At 60.8% G+C, this 19,705-nt stretch carries 13 protein-coding genes and 1 pseudogene; 6 read left to right on the top strand and 8 right to left on the bottom strand.

All coding sequences use genetic code 11. From position 1 onward, the window contains the following. Positions 1–405: ParB/Srx family N-terminal domain-containing protein (locus NGM99_RS21430; RefSeq protein WP_252822799.1), on the bottom strand; the 405-nt coding region annotated here is incomplete at its 3' end. A gap of 171 nt (positions 406–576) precedes the next feature. On the opposite strand from NGM99_RS21430, the gene NGM99_RS21425 reads away from it, so the two are divergent. Beyond that, the gene (locus NGM99_RS21425) at positions 577–1,152 is read left to right on the top strand and encodes a DUF1349 domain-containing protein (protein WP_252822797.1); all 576 of its coding nucleotides are present in this window, start codon (positions 577–579) and stop codon (positions 1,150–1,152) included. Here NGM99_RS21425 and NGM99_RS21420 read toward each other — a convergent pair. Further along, a complete protein-coding gene (locus tag NGM99_RS21420) occupies positions 1,140–2,156 on the bottom strand; it encodes a LacI family DNA-binding transcriptional regulator (protein ID WP_252822795.1) in 1,017 nt (338 codons plus the stop codon). The two genes, NGM99_RS21425 and NGM99_RS21420, sit on opposite strands and share 13 nt — an antisense overlap. Before the next feature lie 206 nt (positions 2,157–2,362). On the opposite strand from NGM99_RS21420, the gene NGM99_RS21415 reads away from it, so the two are divergent. Genes NGM99_RS21415 through NGM99_RS21405 form a run of 3 tightly spaced genes read left to right on the top strand, consistent with a single transcriptional unit; the run spans position 2,363 to position 6,214 of the window. After that, positions 2,363–3,934, top strand: coding sequence for a sugar ABC transporter ATP-binding protein (locus NGM99_RS21415; protein ID WP_252822793.1), 1,572 nt, complete (start codon positions 2,363–2,365; stop codon positions 3,932–3,934). Then, complete coding sequence (locus NGM99_RS21410; RefSeq protein ID WP_252822791.1) at positions 3,931–5,232, top strand: ABC transporter permease; 1,302 nt, start codon at positions 3,931–3,933, stop codon at positions 5,230–5,232. The genes NGM99_RS21415 and NGM99_RS21410 overlap by 4 nt, the downstream gene beginning before the upstream one ends. 19 nt (positions 5,233–5,251) lie before the next feature. Further along, positions 5,252–6,214 (top strand): substrate-binding domain-containing protein, encoded by a 963-nt coding sequence (locus NGM99_RS21405; protein ID WP_252822789.1) that lies wholly within the window; start codon positions 5,252–5,254, stop codon positions 6,212–6,214. A 52-nt stretch (positions 6,215–6,266) separates the two neighbouring features. Here the strand turns inward: NGM99_RS21405 and NGM99_RS21400 are convergent, their stop codons facing one another. After that, positions 6,267–7,247, bottom strand: a complete 981-nt coding sequence (locus NGM99_RS21400) for a DUF808 domain-containing protein (protein WP_252822786.1) — start codon at positions 7,245–7,247, stop codon at positions 6,267–6,269. 201 nt (positions 7,248–7,448) lie between these two features. Between NGM99_RS21400 and NGM99_RS21395 the strand changes: the two genes are divergently transcribed. Then, positions 7,449–7,649, top strand: coding sequence for a hypothetical protein (locus NGM99_RS21395; RefSeq protein WP_252822784.1), 201 nt, complete (start codon positions 7,449–7,451; stop codon positions 7,647–7,649). 277 nt (positions 7,650–7,926) lie between these two features. Here NGM99_RS21395 and NGM99_RS21390 read toward each other — a convergent pair whose 3' ends face one another. From NGM99_RS21390 to NGM99_RS21385, 3 genes and pseudogenes are all read right to left on the bottom strand, one after another. Beyond that, complete coding sequence (locus NGM99_RS21390) at positions 7,927–11,235, bottom strand: putative Ig domain-containing protein (RefSeq protein ID WP_252822782.1); 3,309 nt, start codon at positions 11,233–11,235, stop codon at positions 7,927–7,929. 9 nt (positions 11,236–11,244) lie between these two features. Next, a pseudogene (locus tag NGM99_RS21870) lies at positions 11,245–13,617 on the bottom strand (beta strand repeat-containing protein); the annotation flags it as partial. A gap of 309 nt (positions 13,618–13,926) precedes the next feature. Further along, on the bottom strand, positions 13,927–14,280 hold the full coding sequence (locus tag NGM99_RS21385; protein WP_252822780.1) for a hypothetical protein: 354 nt from the start codon (positions 14,278–14,280) through the stop codon (positions 13,927–13,929). 624 nt (positions 14,281–14,904) lie between these two features. Here NGM99_RS21385 and NGM99_RS21380 point away from each other — a divergent pair. Then, positions 14,905–16,221 carry an MFS transporter gene (locus tag NGM99_RS21380; protein ID WP_252822778.1) on the top strand — a complete coding sequence of 439 codons (1,317 nt, stop codon included), beginning with the start codon at positions 14,905–14,907 and terminating at the stop codon, positions 16,219–16,221. 196 nt (positions 16,222–16,417) lie between these two features. On the opposite strand, the gene NGM99_RS21375 is transcribed toward NGM99_RS21380, so the two are convergent. Next, positions 16,418–17,116: a hypothetical protein gene (locus NGM99_RS21375; RefSeq protein WP_252822776.1), complete on the bottom strand. Its 699-nt coding sequence runs from the start codon at positions 17,114–17,116 to the stop codon at positions 16,418–16,420. A 147-nt stretch (positions 17,117–17,263) separates the two neighbouring features. Next, the coding region (locus tag NGM99_RS21370) for a DUF2399 domain-containing protein (protein WP_252822774.1) at positions 17,264–19,705 on the bottom strand (2,442 nt) is incomplete at its 5' end.

The raw sequence follows: 19,705 nt of genomic DNA, 5'->3' as shown, positions 1-19,705 counted from the left end.
TTCGCCAAAACCGGTCAGGCTGAGATCAAAGCCCAGCGCATCGAGGTCGGCCAGTTCGAGCCCGAGCAGCTCCTCGTCCCAGCCGGCGTTTAGAGCCAGCTTGTTGTCGGCCAAAACATAGGCACGCTTCTGCGCATCTGTCAGACCAGCGAGCTCGATCACGGGCACTTGCCTCATCCTAAGCTTGCGGGCTGCCATCACCCGGCCATGGCCTGCGATGATGCCGTTGTCACCATCCACCAGAACCGGGTTTGTCCAGCCGAACTCGCGGATCGAGGCGGCAATCTCGGCCACCTGCGCATCTGAATGCGTGCGCGCGTTGCGGGCGTAGGGGATCAGACTGACGAGAGGGCGGTAAGTGATGGCGAGAGTTCGCTTTGCAAGTTTTCGCTCGGTTTCTGCCAAGCTAATATTTACGCCATGTTCCATGCCGCAATGATAGCAGCCCCTGAGATAGCTTGGCAGATCGACATTTGTGCGCATGAGTGCGCGCCATAACGCAGTAGCGCAGCACTTTCGGTCTCCGCGCTATAGCGGCGTTAAAAGCTAGGGTACATCCATCGGGAGAATTGCAAATTGTCAGATGATTTCGAGTGGTTGAATGCACCACTGCAATGGAGCGGCGGACCTCAGGCGCTGTCGCTCATTACGGGCGAGCGGACGGATTTTTGGCAGTCGACCTTCTACGGCTTCGAGCGCGACGACGGTCATGCCTTCCTATGCCCCGTGACAGGGGACTTCACGGTAAGTGCCGTCGTGTTGGGCGCATATAGCGCACTCTACGATCAAGCTGGCCTCATGCTGCGGATCGATAAAAGGACTTGGATCAAGGCCGGGATCGAGTTCACCGACGGCTTGATGCATTTCAGCGTCGTCGTCACACGCGGCGTTTCTGACTGGTCAGTCGTCCCCTTACCCGAAGCGAGCCCGTCGGAGCCCGTAACCATGCGCCTTACCCGCCATGGCGATGCCGTGCGCGTACAGTATTCGATCGCTGGCAAGACTTGGCAGATGGCTCGCCTTGCACCTTTTCCGGACGGTGCGGCGCAGGTCGGCGTGATGGCCTGCTCGCCCGAGCGTGCGGGCTTCGAGGCGCAGTTCTATGATCTGACCGTCGGCCCGCCAATCGCTCGACAGCTTCATGCAGACTGAGCCGCCCACCCGCTAGGAGGAGCGCAAGAGCCGCGGATCATCAGCCGACCGCGCAGGGTGAGCCGACGTGGCTCGGACGCCGCCGTGCCGGCGATGCGTTCAAGCAGCAGCGCGGTCGCCTGCTCACCGATCGCCTGGACGGGCTGGCGCACGGTCGTCATCTGCGGGTGGAACACGTCGGCGAAGGGGAAATCGTCGAAGCAGGCGACCGACACGTCCTTCGGGCAATTGAGGCCAAGGTCGCGCAGCGCCTTCATCACGCCCACCACCATTGGGTTGTTGGCAGAGAAAACGGCGGTCGGGCGGTCGGGCAGTGTCATCAGCTGCATGGCAGCGGCGTAACCGTCCATTTCGTGGAAGTCACCGAGACGCACTAGCGCGGGATCGAAGGCGAGCCCAGCCTCTTCCAGCGCCGCACGGTAGCCCGCAGCCCGCTCTTGCATGGTGGAGATGCCGGTACCCCCCGCGACATAGGCGATGCGTCGGTGACCGAGCCCAGTCAGGTAGCCTACTGCCTCAGCCACCGCTGTGCGGTTGTCGAGCACCACAGCGTCGGCGTCGACGCCCTCGCATAGCCGGTCGATAAGCACGAACGGGGCCTTAGTGGCGCCGACAATCGAGCGGAAGCGTTCGTCCTCACCGACGCGCGCCACGATCAGCCCGTCAACCATGCGCTCAAGCAGCAGCCTGATCTGCTCGTCCTGATTGCTCAGGTGCTCATCGGTGCAGAACAACATGACGGCGTAGCCAGCCCGGTCGAAGGCTTGGGTAATCACCGACACAACCTCGGTAAAGAAGGGATTGGTAATGTGCGGCACAGTCAGGCCGACTGTGTGCGTGCGCCCGAGCTTCAGGCTGCGGGCGACGGCATTGCGCTGATAGCCGACAGTGCGGATGGCGCCTTCGATGCGCTGGGTGGCAGCCGGACTAACATTGGCGGAGCCGTTGACGAAGGCAGATACAGTGGCAATCGAGACCTGCGCAACGCGAGCGACGTCCAACATCGTTGCCCCTCCTAATCCCTGCTTTCTTCTGCTCATTCTCCCCTTCGCGCTGAAACGTTTAGGCCAATTTCCTAAGCTGACGCTAAGGGAGAGATGCTCCGATCGTCAATCTACCGCGCTACGGCCATTTGCTGAGCATTGACATCGCCGAAACGTTTCAACTAGCTTCGAAATTGGCAGCGACGTGGAAGGGAGGCCTCGTCACGATGTCACTCCCACAAATTCAAGCTATTTCAGCGCGCCCGTCCCACCCGCCGCTACTCGAGGCGCGCGGCATCTCCAAACGCTTCGGCGGCGTCGCCGCGCTTTCCGACATCCACTTCGACCTTGCGCCCGGCGAGGTCCATTCGCTGATGGGCGAGAACGGCGCCGGCAAGTCGACGCTGATGAAGATCCTTTCAGGCGTCCAGCCCGATTACGGGGGCGAGATACGGATTTCCGGGGCACCCGTGCGCTTCAGTAATGTCCGTCAGGCTGAGGCTGCAGGCATCGCGATCATCCACCAAGAACTCAACCTCGTGCCGGGCCTGTCGGTATCGGAGAACATCTTTCTTGGTCGCGAGCCGCGTTTGGTTGGCCTCCTCACCGACGCCAGGACAGCAAGGAGGGACGCAGCCGTCCTCCTTGCGCGGCTCGGCATCGAACTCGACCCGAACGCCCGCGTCGGGGATCTGAGGGTCGGCGAGCAGCAACTAGTCGAGATCGCCAAGGCCCTGTCGTTCGACGCGCGTATCCTGTTTATGGACGAGCCGACCTCTGCCCTTTCCCCCGCTGAGTGCGAACGGCTGTTCGGCATCATTGGTCAGCTCGCCCAATCAGGCGTCGCGATCGTCTACATATCCCATCGGCTGGACGAAGTGATGCAGCTCTCTGACCGCGTTACCGTATTCCGCGACGGTCGGCACGTGCTGACACAGCCGATTGGAGAGCTTTCCGAAGCACGCATCATCGCAGCGATGGTTGGGCGCGAGCTCCTGACAGAGAAGCCCAAGACGACAGCGGTAGGTGGGGAAACGCTTCTCTCAGTCCGAGACCTGCGCCTTTCTTTGCTACAGCGGGGCGACTGGCGCACGGTGCTGCACGGTGTCTCCTTCGATCTCAAAGCCGGCGAGATCCTTGGCATCGGCGGACTGCTGGGCGCTGGACGAACCGAGATTCTCGAATCAATCTTCGGCTCTACGCGCGGGCGTGTCGAGGGTGAGATCCGGGTTGGGGGCCAGCTAGTTACCATCCGCTCGCCACTAGAGGGCAGGCGGCTCGGCCTCGCACTGGTGACTGAAGATCGCAAGACGCAGGGTCTGCATCTTCAAGATTCGATCGTCGACAACGTAGCGCTGCCGCTCGTCGGGCGGCTCGCACGCTTCGGACTGCGCCTTTTCGCCAGCGAGGACTTGGAAGCGCGGCGCGCCGTAGCGAACCTTGGCATCCGCGCCAGCGGCATCCGGCAGGCGGTGGGCCAGCTTTCAGGCGGTAACCAGCAGAAGGTCGTGATAGGCAAGTGGCTGGCCACGCGGCCGCGCGTACTCCTGCTTGATGAACCTACACGCGGCATCGATGTTGGCGCCAAGCGCGAGATATACGAGCTTGTTTTCCATCTGGCGCGCGAGCAAGGGCTTGGCGTTGTAGTTGTGAGCTCGGAACTGCCGGAGCTGCTGCACCTTTCCGACCGCATTCTGGTGATGGCGGAGGGCCGCCAGATCGGCATCCTCGCGCGTGATGAGGCGAGCGAGGAGCGCGTCATGCAGTTAGCGGCGCCGACCGGCAGGGCCTCCGCATGAGCGTCGTCAAACTAATATCCCGCACGAAGCTCTACTGGGGCCTCGCAGGCATCTTCTTGGTCGGCGTCTTAGGTTCGCCGGTCAGCTCCAAAGGCAGCAACATCTTCCTGTCCACCGGCAACCTGCTCGACGTACTGCGCCAGGTGTCGATCACTGGGCTGATCGCCACTGGTATGACCGCGGTGATCATCACGGGCGGCATCGATCTTTCCGTCGGCTCGCTGATGGCGATCGCGACAGTGGTCTGCGCCATGCTGCTGACCGTGCCGGGCGACACGCCGGCGGTTGTGATGGGCTTGCCGATGGCCGGCCTGGTGGCGCTGACGATCGGCTTTGCGGTCACGCGCTTCGTCTTCGCCAATCTGGAAAAAGCGCGGGCTGGCCCGGACACCCCGCGCGATGTCACCCTTGGCACCACCTCCGGCATCGTCCTGCCGCTGACCGTCGGCGCACTGCTTGCCGGACTCATGCTCTGGTTTCTCTTGCCTGATGTCGAGCAGAAGTTCGGCGTCGCAGGCGTGCTCGTCATAGCGCCTGCCGTCGGCCTCTGCTTCGGCGCGATCAACGGCATTCTGATTGTGGCCGGACGCCTCCAACCCTTTATCGTGACTTTGGCGATGATGGTCACAGCTCTTGGTGTTGCGCGGCTTACCGCCGGCCAGAACAACGCCGTGCTGCCCGTCTATACCGGCACCAACGCGGTAGCGGAATTCAACACGTTGCGCTCGCTCGTTTGGGGCGTTGTTCCGATGCCCGGGCTGTTTTTCATCGCCGCGATCACAGTCTACGCTGCGGTGCTTCGCTTCACGCCCTTCGGCCGTTACGTTTACGCGATCGGTGGCAACGAGGAGGCCGCGCGCCTCTCTGGCATCGCCTCGGGGCGCGTGAAAATCGCGGTCTACGCAGTCTCGGGCCTCCTCGCAGGAATAGCGGCGGTGCTCTACGTCGCGCAGTATCGGCAGGGTAAGCCGGATGCGGGCGCCGGCCTTGAGCTAGACGCCATCGCGGCGGTGGTGATTGGCGGCACATCCTTGATGGGTGGACGCGGCTCGATGGCTGGCACCTTCTGCGGCGTACTGATCTTCGGGCTGCTGTCCAATATCCTGCAGCTCCACAACATCAATTCCAACCTTCAGCTCGTGCTGAAGGGACTGATCATCGTCGGCACCGTGCTCGTGCAGGAGCGCAACGCGGCCGACCTGCTGGGCTTCCTGCGCATGCCGGTTCGTCGCGTCGCAGGCAAGGAGGAGGCGCCATCGGCGCAAGGGCAGATGCCGCGACAGGCAACCAACCCATAAGACAGGAGGAGACCGATCCATGAAACGCAGAGACACGTTTAGGCTCGCCGCAGCCGCCGCCATGTTTCTCTCGGGCACACTGCTCGCGAGCCCGGGCCTCGCCCAGGACAAGAAATGGACCATTGGCTTCAGCCAAGCGACCACGATCGAGCCTTGGCGAGCGCAGTTCAACAAGGACATCATCGCCGAGGCCGCCAAACATCCAGAGGTGACCCTGATTATCACCGACGGCGAGGACAAGACTGAGAAGCAAGTGGCGGATGTCGAGAACCTGATCCGCCAGGAGGTCGATGCGCTGCTCGTCTCACCCAAAGAATCGGCAGGGTTGACGGGCGTTGTCCAGCAGGCGATCGACGCCAAGATTCCCGTCTTCGTGCTCGACCGAAACGTTGACACCGACCAGTACACACAGTTCGTCGGCGGTGACAATAAGCTGATCGGCCGCGCGGCAGGCGAATATGCAGTTGAGCTGCTCGGCGGCGCTGGCAATGCGAAGGGCAACGTCGTCGAGATTTGGGGCGGCATGGGCACTCAGCCCGCGCACGACCGCCATGACGGCTTCCACGAGTTCACTGACAAGGAGTCGGGCATCAAGAATCTGCTCAACGAGCAGTCGGGTGACTGGAAGCAGGACCAAGCCTACAACATCATGGCCAATGCGCTACGCAACAATGAAGAAATCGACCTCGTCTATGGCCATAACGATCCAATGGCCTATGGCGCTTATCTCGCCGCCAAGGACGCAGGACGCGAGAAGGACATCAAGTTCATCGGCATCGACGCGCTGCCCGCCGAGGGCGTAACTTGGGTCAAAAACGGCGAGCTGACTGCGACTTTCCTCTACGCCACTCCCGGCGCCGAGGGCCTGCGCCAAGCCATCGACTTCCTAAATGGCAAGAAGGTTGAGAAGGCAATCACGCTGCCAACCGAGAGGGTGACAGCGGAGAACGCCGAGAAGATTCTCAAAGAGAAAGGCATGTAAGCGTCAACCGAGTGAACTTTGACGCTGGGCGGCCCTCGAGCAGGCATGCATGTCAGTGCCGCCCTGTGGCCGTCCGCCAAACTGGTGCCAGCACCGAGCTCACGATCGGGATAAGGGCACCACCCAGCGCGAGTCCAAAGAGACCCGAGCCTAGAGCAGTGACGGCCCACTCCGCGGCAGCGCCCGCGAAAGGCAGCGCATGTGCTGCAGCTTCAGCCATCTCGTGAATGGCGTGTCCGATCGCGGGAACCCCGTAGAGTTCCAACCCATGCACAACAATGCCGCCGCCGACCCAGATCATGGCAGCCGTGCCGACAATGCTAAGCAGCTTCAAGAGCACCGGCATGCCCTTGACCAAAGCACGGCCGAGCGGGCGTGCAATTTGGCTCAAAGGCGAATTCAGCGGTGTTGCGGCAAGGGCAACACCTGCATCATCCGCCTTCACAATCAGGGCCACGCCGCCATAAACAACCGCCGTGATCCCGACGGCTACCACCGCCATCGCCGTAGCCTGACCCCACACGCTGCCTTGCGGGAGTGCTGCAAGCGTGATCGCCATAATCTCGGCCGAGAGAATAAAATCCGTCTTGATCGCGCTGGACACCTTCTCGTCCTCCGCTGATTGCGGTTTCAAGGTCACAGGCGCGAGCTTGGCCTCGTGTGCATGCGCGTGATGGGGAACAACCGCCTCAAAAACCTTTTCGGTACCCTCGTAACAGAGATACGCACCGCCCAGCATCAAGAGAGGGGTGATGGCCCAAGGTGCAAACAGGCTCAGCAGCAGAGCAGCGGGCAGCAGAAAAAGGAGCTTGTTGCGGAGCGATCCCAAGGCGATCCGACCGACAATGGGCAGTTCGCGATCAGCCGCAAAGCCCACAACGTAGCGCGGCGTCACAGCCGCATCATCAATCACGACGCCCGCAGCCTTAACGCCTGCCTTTGCAGCTTGGCCCGCCACATCATCGAGGGAAGCAGCCGCCACCTTGGCGATGGCTGCCACGTCATCGAACAATGCAACCAACCCTACGCTCATTTTGTCTCCTGCTCGCACGCCGCGGTTTGGTCGGCCCAAGGCAAAGATGGGGCACCAAACATGCAAAGCGACCCGGGTTGTCGCTGTTGCGTGCAGTGAACCGCACCGCTCGAATGGGTGGAGAACCTTCACCCCAGTTGATAAGGTTGGGCGACGCCCATCCTGGCACCACCTGCCTCCGAACCTGTCACGAAAGCCACTTTGAAAAAGCACCCGGAAACACACCGCTCAACAGTGCTGAAAAATGCGGGGCGTCTGATCCTGCTGACTGCCTCGTTTATGATTGGCGCCCAGGTAGCAGGGATTGCCGCTGAACCACCTGTCAGCACAGGGTTCTTCGACGTTGGAGTGGTGGTTGGATTCGTTCTCATTGCTGTGGGGGACATTCTGGCGCTCGGCTGAAGGCAGGTAGCTAGGAGATGTCGTTCCGCTGTTTCTGCCATCCTGCGCCCTTGCAGATAAGCGAGTGCCGCACACACCGGTAGGACGACACTCATATGCTGGAGTGCGTGCGAGCGCGCGAACGGGACGGTGGTGAGGCGAACGGGACGGTCAGAGGCCGCACCAGCAGCACGAAGCATCGCCACTTGGTGACCGCTTGTAACCAAAGCGACTCGAGGCCTTCTGATGAGGCCCCGAGCTATTGTGTGTTTTGGAAAGTGTTGGCCTCGGCTGGACTTCAGAACCGTTTCGACACCTTTGCCTCGATCCGGTGATCCTGGGCGTCACCGTTGGTGCCCAGTTCGGTGTTGTAGTCGAGCCCGAGCCCCCAGCCTGTTTCGAACTGCGCATCGAGCCCGAGCCCGAGCGTGATGTTGTCCTTGGAGAACACATCTGCATCGAGCGAGAACGGCAGGTCGTCGCCCAGATCCGCATAGCCGAGATTGACGCGGCTTGAGCCATCAAAGTCGTGGGAATACTCGACCCGCCCCTTGGGCGTCAGCGTGCCCCAGGGACGGACGAGCTCTTTCTCCAGCCGCAGGCCGATCAGGGCGGACGAGGTCGTGATCTCCTGTTCGCCAAAGCGCAGGTTGAACACGCCTGCCCCATCTTCACTGTAGCTATCCAGACGCGACCACGAGCCCTCGTAGCCGGCATAAGGCGACACCAGCCAGCCATTCTGCTTGTGCTCGTAAGCCAACGTGAGCGAGCCGAACACCTGGTTGCCCGAGCGTGTGCCTTCCGCTTCCAGATCCTGGTCCGTCACCGTGCGCTGGCTGTCGAAGGTCAGGTGGCTGTAGCCCAGCACGCCGTCGACGAAGATGTTGGCAAAGGGCGAGTAGCTGCCATAGACGGCGCCACTATAGGCCTGCGTGCTGGTCTCGGTGTTGGCATCGCCTACCTCGCTTTTATCGCGGCCCATGCCGAAGCCGACACCACCCACGAACTGCGACGAGAAGCGGTAATCCATTCCGGCGCTGATGCCGACCATGGTCTGGTCGAGCTCGATGCCGTCATTCTCGCGCGAGCCGAAGTTGACGAAGCCGCCGGCCCAGAACGCAGCATTGCCAAAACGGCGGCGCGTTTGCGCCTCAGACGGCAAGGCAATCTGCTTGCCATCGTTCGCATAACCAAGGACAGCAAGTGTTGCAGGGTCTGAGCCCAGGCGGGCAGCTTCTTCCACATAGGCTGCCATGGGGCTGTCGTCTTGGGCGCGTCCACCGCCCAGCGTGATGCCGAACGAGCCCTGCTGACGTGTCTCTTCATCATGGGTTTGTTCGAGGCGGTCGCGGAAGTTTCTGATCTGCGCGCGTGCCATGCGCTGGGTGGACTCCACCTGCGCATTCACAAGCCCTGAGACCTCTGCATCCTGCGAGGGATCGGGACGGGCGGCAACCGTGAACGTCACCGTTGCAGGGGCGGAGGTCGCGAACTGGTTGGACAATGTGTAAGAAGCCACCGTCTGGCCGGACGCGTTGGCGTTTGAAGCAAACACCAGATCATAATCGGACCCGGAGCGAACGATCCGCGCCTCCCCCAGCGAAGGGTCGGACAGGCCGACCAGCGTGGCATTCGTGAACGGTCCATTCCGCGCCCCATCCGTCAAGCGCACGGTGGTGGTCGTTCCAGCCAACAGGGTTGCCGACTGGCTCTGAGCGACCGGGATCTCGCCGTTCACCGTCAGCGACAGGCTTTGCGTGCCGGCAAACCCGTTCGCATCGGTTGCTTGAACGGTGAAGGCAAAGCTGCCACCGCTCTGTGGCGTGCCGGACAGGCTTCCGCCCACGTCAAGGGCCAGGCCCGCTGGCAGGGTGCCACCCGTCACCGCAAAGCGGTAGGGCGCCGCCCCGCCTGTGGCAGCAAACGTCGCGGCATAGGCGTTGCCAGCCGTCGCATTCGGCAGCGAGGCAGGTGTGATCGCAAGCTGGGGCGCATCGACCTGAAGCGTGTAGTTCTGCGTGCCGGTGAAGTTGCCCTGGTCGGTGGCGGTCACCGTGAAGGCAAAGCTGCCGGAGACCGTGGGCGTGCCGGACAGACTGCCATTCGAAGCAAGCGTCACACCCGCAGGCAAGGCACCGCCTGTCACCGAGAAGCTGTAGGGCGCCAAACCACCTGTGGCTGTAATCGTCTGAGCATAGGCGGCACTTCCCACGGCAGCGGGCAGCGAACCAGGCGCCAGCGCAATGGTCGGTGCAGACACATCGAGCGTGTAGCTCTGCGTGCCCGTGTTGCCATTGTTGTCGGTGGTAGTGGTTGCGAAGCTGAAGCTGCCGTCCTGTTGTGCCGTGCCAGATAACGTCCCGTCCGACCCGAGCGATATGCCCGCTGGCAAAGCTCCTGCCGTGACAGCGTAGGTATAGGGTGCCGCGCCGCCTGAGGCAGTGAGCAATTGGGTATAAGCCGCTCCGACTGTCGCACCGCTTAGTGTCGCAGGCGTCAGCGTGATGGCAGGCGCATTCACGGTCAACGTGTAGGCGTTGCTGCTGCTGTAAGGTCCGCCGCCTGTGCTGGAATCCGTGGCGGTGGCGGTGAAGTTGAAGGTTCCCCCAGTCGCTGTTGTACCCGCCAAGGTTCCGTTTGGCGCAAGCGTTATGCCGGCTGGCAGGGCACCTGCAGTCACCGCGTAGCTGTAAGGTGCTGTACCGCCTGAAGCTGTCAGCGCTTGGCTATAAGCGATCCTCGTCGTGGCACTCGGCAGTGAAGCCGGGGCAAGTGCAATCGTTGCCGCACCGATCGTAAGCGAATAGGCCCGTGAGCCGAAGAATCCGTTCGCATCGGTGGCGGTGAGCGTGAAGTTGAAGGTGCCGCTTGCGGTTGGAGTGCCGCTCAAAGAGCCATCAGCAGCGAAGGTAACGCCCGCAGGCAATGCGCCGGCCGTGACGGCATAAGTGTAGGGTGCCGCACCGCCTGTGGCGCTGACCGAAGCGCTGTAGGCTGCGCCCGCCGTTCCATTGGACAATGTCGTGGCAGGCAGCGTGACGGTGGGGGCGGCAACCGTGAAGGTGTAACCGCTGCCAACCCCGAAAGGTGACCCAGGTCCGGTTGTGCTGTCACGCGCGATGACGGTGAAGTTGAACGTACCTGCCGCAGTTGGCGTGCCGGAAAGCGTTCCATTGGACGCAAGCGTCAGGCCGGGAGGAGTGGTTCCGGCTGATTGTATATAGCTGTATGGAGCTGTGCCCCCTCCAGCTACGAAGTTGCCTGAGTAGGGTTGACCGGCTGTGGCACTCAAGGTTGGCGCGGACAGGGTGAAGTTGGGCGAGCCTACGTTCACAGTGTACGAGCGGCTGCCGCTATAGGGAGCGCCAGCGCCAGTCGATTGATCGGTCGCAGTGACCGTGAAGGTGTAGCTCGTGTTCGCGACGGTAGTCGTTCCAGCCAGAACTCCCGAGGACGATAGGGTCCAGCCCGGTGGCAACGCGCCGGCCGTGATGGCGTAAGTGTAGGCGCCATTACCCCCCGAAGCACTGAGCGTTTGACTGTAGCTCGTGCCTGCCGAATTATTCGGTAACGAAGCCGGCTGAACCGCGACTGTCGCAGCTGCCATTGTAAGCGTGTAACTGCGGCTGCCCGAGAAAGGCGACCCGGCACCGCTTGAGCTGTCGGTTGCAGTGATCGTGAAGTTGAAAGTGCCTCCAGCAGTTGCTGTACCTGACAAGACGCCAGTGTTTGAGAGCGTGATCCCGGCAGGCAGTGCGCCCGAGGTCACTGCATAGCTGTAGCTGGCCGTCCCCCCTGAGGCAGTGATGGTCTGACTGTAAGCGACGCCCGCTGTCCCGTTCGGGAGTGTTGCTGGGCCGACAACGACCGTTGGTGCACTGACCGTAAGCGTGTAGGAAGTTGAGCCGGAGTATGGGCCAGCACCAGTCGAGCTGTCCGTTGCAATGACCGTGAAGTTGAAGGTCCCAGCTGCCGTAGGCGTGCCTGACAGCACTCCATTGTTAGCCAAGGTCAAACCCGTGGGGAGTGAGCCCGTCACGGTATAGCTGTAGCCGGGCGTTCCTCCACTGGCAGTGATCGACGCACTGTAGTTGGAGCCGACTGTCGCGGCAGAAAGCGAGGCCGGCGAAAGGGTAACGGTCGGTGCAGCGATTGTGACAGTGTAAGCTCGGCTGCCACTGTAAGGCGCACCGGGGCCTGTGGTGCTATCGGTTGCGGTGATTGTAAAGTTGAAGTTCCCGCCCGCAGTTGGGGTGCCGCTTAGGGAGCCATCTGCGGCGATAGTGATGCCACTCGGCAGCGTTCCTGCAGTCAAAGAGTATGTATAGGGACCAGTCCCACCACTCGCGGAAGCGTTCGCTGTATAGGACGTTCCGACAGTTCCATTCGGCAGTGTCGCTGGGCTCAGTTCGATGGCAGGCACTGCCACAGTCACTGCATAGCTGTTTGAAACGCTATATGGCCCGCCGCTCCCCGCAGATGAGGAGTCCGTTGCTCTTAGGGTGAAGTTGTAGGTTCCTACTGCGGACGGCGTCCCGGAGATGGTGTTCCCAGTAAGAGACATACCTGACGGGAGTGCTCCTGCGGTCAAGGCAAAGGTATACGGCCCGGTGCCACCGCCAGCGATAAACGTTTGTGAGTAACTTGCGCCGACGGTCGCACCTGGCAAAGCGCCAGCTGAAGGAGCAAGCGTCAGTGAGGGTGCTGAGATAACAAGTGTCAGGGTGGTCGATGTCTGGGTGAAAGCAGGCGTCGAACTATCGGTGATGTTCGCCGTGAAGCTATAATTACCGCTTGCCGTTGGTGTGCCAGTGATCGAGCAGTCCGGGTTAAGCTGCGTTCCTGCTGGTAGAGCGCCTGAGGCGAGCGTTGTGCCACAGCTGTAGGGCTGCGTCCCGCCTGACGGAATGATGCGGACATTCGATAACGGGATGCCACGCGCTCCACTTCCCGACAGGGAACCGGAAAGCGAGGGATTGCTGACTGTGACAGTCACAGTCGCCGGCGCAGAGGTGCCTCCGGCATTGCTCGCCGTATAGGTGAAGCTATCGTTGCCTCGAAACCCTCGAGCTGCCGTGTAGGTGACCACACCGGTGTTGTTGATCGAAACTGTTCCGCCATTGGCAGTCGTCGATGACCCCACTGCATAGCTCGTCGGGTTGTTTGAAACCTGGCCGGCGATGCTGAACGCGGTCGCAGTGTTGGCGCCCGCGTTGTACGTGATGGAAACTGGTAGAGTGTAATTGTTTGCGACTGGCGCCAAGGTGACGGTGAAGGTGTTTGTATTGGAGTTCGGCGAGGCTCCACCAGCATTCGAGCTGTAGGCGTACACGGTGTGACTGCCGCTGCTGAGTGCGGTAGGCTGCGTTAGCGACCAGTTCCCGCTTGCCGATGCAGTGGTGGTTCCCCGGGTCGAACCATCGACAACAACCGTCACGGTCGTATTGGCAGCTGCAGTGCCTGAATAGGTTGGTGTGGTTGTACCAACATTGCTCCCATTAGCGGGGGCTGTGACAACAGGTGCGGGTGGCGGGACGACATACGTGTAGGCATTAACTAGCGTGGCAGATCCGCCAGGGGTGGTTACCACCACATTCGCAGGCCCAGCACTGCCGGCCGGCGTCACAGCTGCGATCTGCGTAGAGCTGTTGACGACAAATGACGTTACCTGCTGCCCACCGAAGGCAACTGAAGTCGCTCCCGTAAAGTTCGTCCCCGTTATGACAACCGAGGTCCCGCCTGCTGTCGAACCTGAAGTGGGAGCAACATTTGTAACCGTAGGGACAGCGGCCTGGGTATGAGCCTCTACGATCGGCAGTAGTAAACAAGCAAAGAGAGAGATGGCTAAGGCAAACAGGCTTCTAAAAAACGCTCCGCGCAGCCGCCTCAAACCAGCTGTGGACAGCAATTCAATGTCCTGCTGGAACGATTGCCCAGACAACAGACGAGCATCGCCACGACCCGAAGGTGCGAGCGTCAGAATATGCATGTAATGGTTCCGCCTCGGTCCCAGGAACTGGGATAACTTGGCGGAAAGCGATGGCTCGATTTGGCGAGATGCTCAAGTGCATATCGGAGGATACCCCACCATCGGATGAACTCGGTTTCATGCCGTGATCAACTTGCAACATTTTGGCCAAAGTGACGCTGGCGCAGATGCATCACAATGACTAGCAGCCTCCTAAAGCAGGGCCAGAACAGCTGCATTCGTGCCCTTGTTAAATTGCTTCTCAGCCCGAACCAGCCATTGAAAGCGCTATCAGACCGGTTGGCTTAGTGCGCATCAAATTACGCCCCCTCAGTTGCTCTTCCCGATCGGTCCGAGCAGCTCTTCCCATGTTGGGTCATCGGGTGGGGCAAGGGCAGCGCGCTGAGCCGCTTCCTTCTTGCCCAGCGGCCGCTCACGGGGTTGGGGCGGTGTAGCAGGAAGCGTTGCCTCGACCCAGCCGAACCGGCTCTTCAGGGCAAAGATGGTCGCCACCAACGCGCTGCGGTCATGACCTTGTGCAATCCGCAACAGGTTCTGCGCAAGCTGTGCCTCAAGCTTGGCACTGCCGATGGCGAGCTCGTCCGCAAAGTGCTTGCGCAAGGTCTTGGGGTCGATACCCAGAACAGAGGCAATCCGCTCTTGTGGCATGTTCCAGCCGCTCATGGCTTCCACCACACGGCGATCCTTGTCGGATGGGAGGTAAGCGGGCCGTCCACGAGGGGCTGCGTTTTGTGCTGAAGCTGGGTCTTGGTCCCGCATGGTGCTGGCTGCCAGTTTTTTTATAGGGCGGGAAAAAATCTCCGCGTGAGCCCGAGGCGGTGTCCGCCCCATCAGGGCTCCAGACTTTCGACCCCCCCACCCCCTATGATGCCTTGCGAGCAACTCCGACCTGCTCAAACCTGACTGGCAGTCTACCATCAGCGCTTCATCCCCGACAGGATGACAGTTCTACGCTTGCCTGCGCAGGGGCTCGCAACTGATCTTCAAGCATCTGATGTTTGATAGCCAATGGGACGGATCGCTCAGCAACATCTGAGCACCAGTAGCCATCCGTTTGGATATCGGGTTTTCCCTTTCAGAAGCGAATGTTGAGCTGGAGTAGCGTCTAATGCCACAGCACTCGATTAGGGCAGCTCTCGTGGACTGGTTTTGCATCCGTTTTCGCAAGCCCTTTGGCTCTACGGGTCAAAACGATACCTTCCAAATTTCTTATGTAAATGATTTGTGCATATCTGAATCCTCCGTTATCAGCCTCAGTCAGGTTTTCGACGCTGACAGGAGGCAGTTTTGAACAATCAAACTCACTTGGATTCCGCCGTTGCAAAGGCAGCACGACGACTGCTTCCGTTTCTAACGGTCATGCTTATCCTGGCGTTTCTGGATCGGGCGAATATCGGTTTCGCTAAGAAAGCTTTTCAGGCTGACACCGGTTTAAGCGACGCAGCCTATGCGTTCGGTGCAGGCATCTTCTTTATTGGCTACGCGCTTTTCGAAGTTCCCAGCAACATCATCCTGCACCGAGTGGGCGCGCGCATCTGGCTGGCGCGCATCATGGTCAGCTGGGGTATCATCTCCACGGCGATGATGTTCGCGCACACGGAGTATCTGTTTTACACGCTACGCTTCCTGCTGGGCGTGTGCGAGGCGGGCTTCTATCCGGGCGCGCTTCTTTACCTGACCTATTGGTTTCCTTTGAAGCAGCGAACACGCGCGATTGGGCTCTTCTATCTCGGTGTTCCGCTCTCGCTCGTCTTCGGCAGCCCCTTGTCAGGCTGGCTGCTCACACACCATGACATGTTCGGGCTTCAGAACTGGCAGTGGATGTTCTTGGTTCAAGGCGGCGCCACGATCCTGATCGGCGTCGTCGCGTTCTTCTACCTGATCGACCGTCCCGCCGACGCCCGCTGGCTGACGCAACCGGAGCGCGAGGCGCTGACCGGAGCCATAGCTTCTGAAGAGCGCGCAAAGGCACATGTAATCTCCCACTCAGCCTTTTCGGTCCTGAAAGACGTGCGTGTTTGGCTCTTCATCGGCATCTATTTTCTGCTTCAGGTCGGAACAGCGCCGCTGACGTTTTACTTCCCGTCTCTCTTCGCCAAGATTGCCTCAGGAGGTGAGATCGGGCTTCTTATCGGAACGCTCCTTGCACTTCCTTGGGTGTGCTCAGTGGTGGCCACTCGATACTTCACGGTACTGGCTGACCGTCTCGATGCGCATCGCAGGATATGCATGGCGATGATACTTTGTGGCACGCTCGCCCTCGCCATGATCGGACTGACAGAAAACCCAACCGTCATGCTAATTGCTGCTTGTATCGCAGTTCCCGGCCTCACAGCTTCGCAGCCAGTTTTCTGGTCACTCCCAACCCGCTATCTCAGCGGAATTGGTGCTGCGAGCGGGATTGCCTTCATCGTATCGATTGGCAATCTCGGCGCCTTCCTTTCACCCCAGACTAAAAACTGGGTGGACGCTGCATCGGGCAATGAACAGTCGGGATTCTACGTCTTAGCCCTGTTATGCGGCGGCGCCGTCTTGCTGCTTTGGTTGACGAAGAGCAGTGTTAGAGGGGCCTCACCCTTGGCAACTGGTGGGATCCGACGGTAGCTGGGTTTCACTCAGGCACTTGCGGATTTGAGCCATCGTTTGCGTGTTGGCCAAGTGATCGAGAACGGCTACCAGAAGGAGCTGGTGACTTTGGCGATTGCATCAGCACCACAGCTACAACAGTCGGCGTACCAGCCGAGCATCAAAGAAAATTAGCTGAGTCTGGAGGCGCTGCAGAAATTCTGTTGTTCGCGACTCATTTGGCGTCATTCACTCGCTGCGTCGCCTGTCCCATGGGGCTCTGCCCCTTGGTTGCCCCGTCGGGGACATTGTCCCCGAGCCCCAGCACTGCCGGCCTTGCCGGCCGTGGATGGAGAGGTACGACTGACGCAGAATGACCGCTTGGAGTGGTGCTCATCTCGATGTTTGAGACAGGTGTGTCGCCATCCGTTTTATACTCTACTGGCGACAGACTTGTCTCACGCCGCCGATACCAAGTCGCACGGCTGATCCCCAACGCTTCCCACGGCTTGAGGCGTTGGAGGGAATCTTCCTCATAGGACGCGCGGTTGCGGCGTCCCGAAGCTTTCCTCTTTTGTTCTTGTCGCGCTCGATCGCCTTCACGCTTGATCTCTTTGGCTAGCTTGAGCCGTTCCTGCGGCGTCAGATCGAAGGCTCCGATCGTGCGAAGCTTGAGCTGGCGCCGTTCAGCCATTCCCACCTTGAGTAGGTTGGCGCACCCCTCTGCTGAGATCATCCGCCGTCGTGGTCTTAGATCGGCTAGCACTGCAAGAACGATAGCTTCAGTCGCCCAAGGTGCCCATCGTTGGGTCCATCCGATCATGTCCTGAGCACTCAGCGAGAGGGCCGCGGCTTTGATGTAGATATCGGCATCATCCGTTTCTGGAATGTAATAGCCGTGGCGGGAGCGGATGACCTTCTCGATCTCACGCATGCGGAGAAGCTCGAGCCTGAACGCGTGACCTGTTCGCGGCTTCTTCTGGCGCCGGATCTGTCCAAGCGCCAAGCGTTCAACTCGTGTGAGCTGACTGATACGCGACTTGGCCACGTCAGGTCAGGCTTCGCCTGCAAAGACGCCCGCTCACGCCGCCTGCTCCCTTTCGATGGTGGCGGCGACAGCTGCCACTGCCTCATGCCATGTTGCCGTCGGATGCGCCGCGAGGTGCTTTTGCACATGCTCACGCAGCGGCGGCACTCTGATCTTGAACACGGTGGTCTGGCGCAGGTCCTGAGCGAGCTTGTCGGCTTCGGTGGCAAACGCCTGTCGCAGTGGCGCCATCGCGCGATCGAGCCGGATGTTGAATGCGGCCTGCTGGTAGTGCGCGGTCATCGCGCCCTCGTCGGGCACGATCTTGGTGATGCCATGCTCGGTGAGTTGTTGCTCGATAAAGGCGACCACCGCCAGCGGATCGGCCATGGCATCGATCTCGATTCGCTGGTGGTCGTCCACCAGCATGCGGATCTCAGCCTCCGTCGCACCGTAGCCTTGCAGTCGATCCCTCAGCTTTTGTGGCGATACTCGCTTGTCGGGCTCGAACGGCTCGGATTGCAGGTCCATGGTCTGGGCGGTCGCCAGGCGCAGGCCCATGTCGACGAAGTCGAGCGCGTTGGCAAACTGATAGCGGCGGTTGCTGTTGGCAAGCGTGTTGGCAATGGTCAGCCCGGCAATGTCGAAGTCATGCAAACAGAAGACCTTGATGCCATAGGTGGCGAGCGCATCGAGAAGCTTGCGGATGGCAGTGTTGGGCAGGCCCTTGGTGGAGGCAAACGCCACATCGAAGCGCTCGGCAAGCGCTGAGCGGCGGATCACCTCCGCATAGCCCTCCTTCTCAATGAAGCAGACGGCACTGAAGCGATGGGAGGGGTCAGGATCCTCGGTCAGATGACCGGCATCGGCTTCGACCCGGAACCCGCGAATGGTGGGGCTGAAGGTGGCCTGCTCCGAGCCAAGCCCAGCGATAAAGGTGTCGACCGCCTGTGAGCCGAGCCCGATGGCTTTGCCGCCAGGCGTAATGAAGTGGCCCCGATCGTCGTAAGCGAGCTGCCAGCCGGCCGTTTCCTCGGGATGGTCTTCCATGAAGTCGTGGACCGCGTTCACAAAGGTGGCGTATTCGAACGAGGCCCGTCCCGTCATTCGCAGGATCTCGGGCCGGCAGCGATACATCAGCATGCGCGGCGGCACGCCGATGCCGCTCTGGGCAATCTGGGCATAGGTCTCGGCAATCACTGCATAGACCGCCCCCTTGATGGTGGTCGCACGCGTACCGGTCGTGCGAACCAGCGTATTGGTGGGTGGTCGGTAGGCACGGGGCAGTGCGGACCTGATCGCCGCCATGATCAGCGGCGCAAAGCATTCGACGTCGACCGCCTTGCCGTCCGACACCACCGGCAGCTCGGGAGCGGTGATGGCAAGGTCGAGGGCGAAGTGGCAGGGGCCTTTGAGCCCATCGACCGTGTAGCGATGAGCACCCAAGGTCAGATTGAATGCCTTGGTCTCGGCTGTCACGACACCAAAGAGCGAAGACTGGACTGAGGGCGTGCGGTTGGCAAAGATCGTATCCGAGGTCACATAGCCATCGCTACGCCGGTCGCGGCTTGGTGTGCCGCGCAGCCAGACCTCGACAAAGCATGGCAGCTTTGCGTCGCCCATGGTGAGAACGCCTTCTTCGAAGCTGTAAGCACCCGCACAGGCATTGCGTCCCATCCGCTTGAGCGAACGCTCGGTGGCCTGCCCTGACAAGATCATGTCCGAGACCGCACGAAGCCGCACAGGATCATCGAGCAGGCTCGCTGTCGTCACGCGCATGGCTGCTGCTTTGATCTGGCCAAGTGCTTGAGGTGTGAGATCGAAGCGGCGGGCAAAGTCGAGCACGGTGGTTTGTGGGGCCATGTCGCGCATCAGTTCCCGCAATGCCGCATGGTCGAACCAGCCGGGCACAGCCCTTGTGCCGCTGAAGGCGCGGCCAAGCGCCTTCTGGCAGGCCTCGGCGTAGGACAAAACAGCAAGCTGATCGAGTTCGAGGTCGGGCCCGACGACGAGGCTGACGCGGGTGCCGGTCTGGACAAGCGAAGGGCTTCTCTCGCTTACCCGTGTTTGGCCATCGCCGGCGACAGCGAGTGTCAGCTTGAGCCCACGCGATTCCACCACGATGTGGCCGCCCGAGACAAAGGCCACACCCATCACCACGCGGCTGCCATTGCCCAAGGCACCACGGCTTGCCAGTCGCCACCGTTTGGAAGAGAGCGACTCGCGGGCCACCGAGAAGATCGCCACGATCTGCTCTTCGCTGAGACCCGAGCCATGATCGTGCACGATCAGGGTTCGGTCCTCGAAGCTGACCGCCACATGATCGGGGTCAGCATCGAGTGCGTTGTCGATCAGCTCCTTGGCTGCCACCAGAGACAGCTGCGCTTCACTGCAGCCTGCCCGGCGGCAGAGCGAAGGCTTCTGCAGGAAGTCGGCAAAGCCTGGGCGGTAGGTCTCAAGCATCGCAGCAGCCATGCCCACGAACTTCGTCAAACG

Origin of the sequence: Mesorhizobium liriopis, assembly GCF_024053505.1 — a bacterium.
GTDB lineage: Bacteria > Pseudomonadota > Alphaproteobacteria > Rhizobiales > Rhizobiaceae > Mesorhizobium_B > Mesorhizobium_B liriopis.
Note: the sequence above shows the minus strand (reverse complement) of the source record. Positions and strands in the feature narration are given on the sequence as shown.

Excerpts from the sequence above, each read along its gene's own strand:
- NGM99_RS21420 (WP_252822795.1), bottom strand. The coding sequence starts at position 2,156 with ATGTTGGACGTCGCTCGCGTTGCGCAGGTCTCGATTGCCACTGTATCT.
- NGM99_RS21415 (WP_252822793.1), top strand. The coding sequence starts at position 2,363 with ATGTCACTCCCACAAATTCAAGCTATTTCAGCGCGCCCGTCCCACCCG.
- NGM99_RS21410 (WP_252822791.1), top strand. The coding sequence starts at position 3,931 with ATGAGCGTCGTCAAACTAATATCCCGCACGAAGCTCTACTGGGGCCTC.
- NGM99_RS21405 (WP_252822789.1), top strand. The coding sequence starts at position 5,252 with ATGAAACGCAGAGACACGTTTAGGCTCGCCGCAGCCGCCGCCATGTTT.
- NGM99_RS21400 (WP_252822786.1), bottom strand. The coding sequence starts at position 7,247 with ATGAGCGTAGGGTTGGTTGCATTGTTCGATGACGTGGCAGCCATCGCC.
- NGM99_RS21390 (WP_252822782.1), bottom strand. The coding sequence starts at position 11,235 with ATGGCAGCTGCGACAGTCGCGGTTCAGCCGGCTTCGTTACCGAATAAT.
- NGM99_RS21385 (WP_252822780.1), bottom strand. The coding sequence starts at position 14,280 with ATGAGCGGCTGGAACATGCCACAAGAGCGGATTGCCTCTGTTCTGGGT.
- NGM99_RS21375 (WP_252822776.1), bottom strand. The coding sequence starts at position 17,116 with ATGCGTGAGATCGAGAAGGTCATCCGCTCCCGCCACGGCTATTACATT.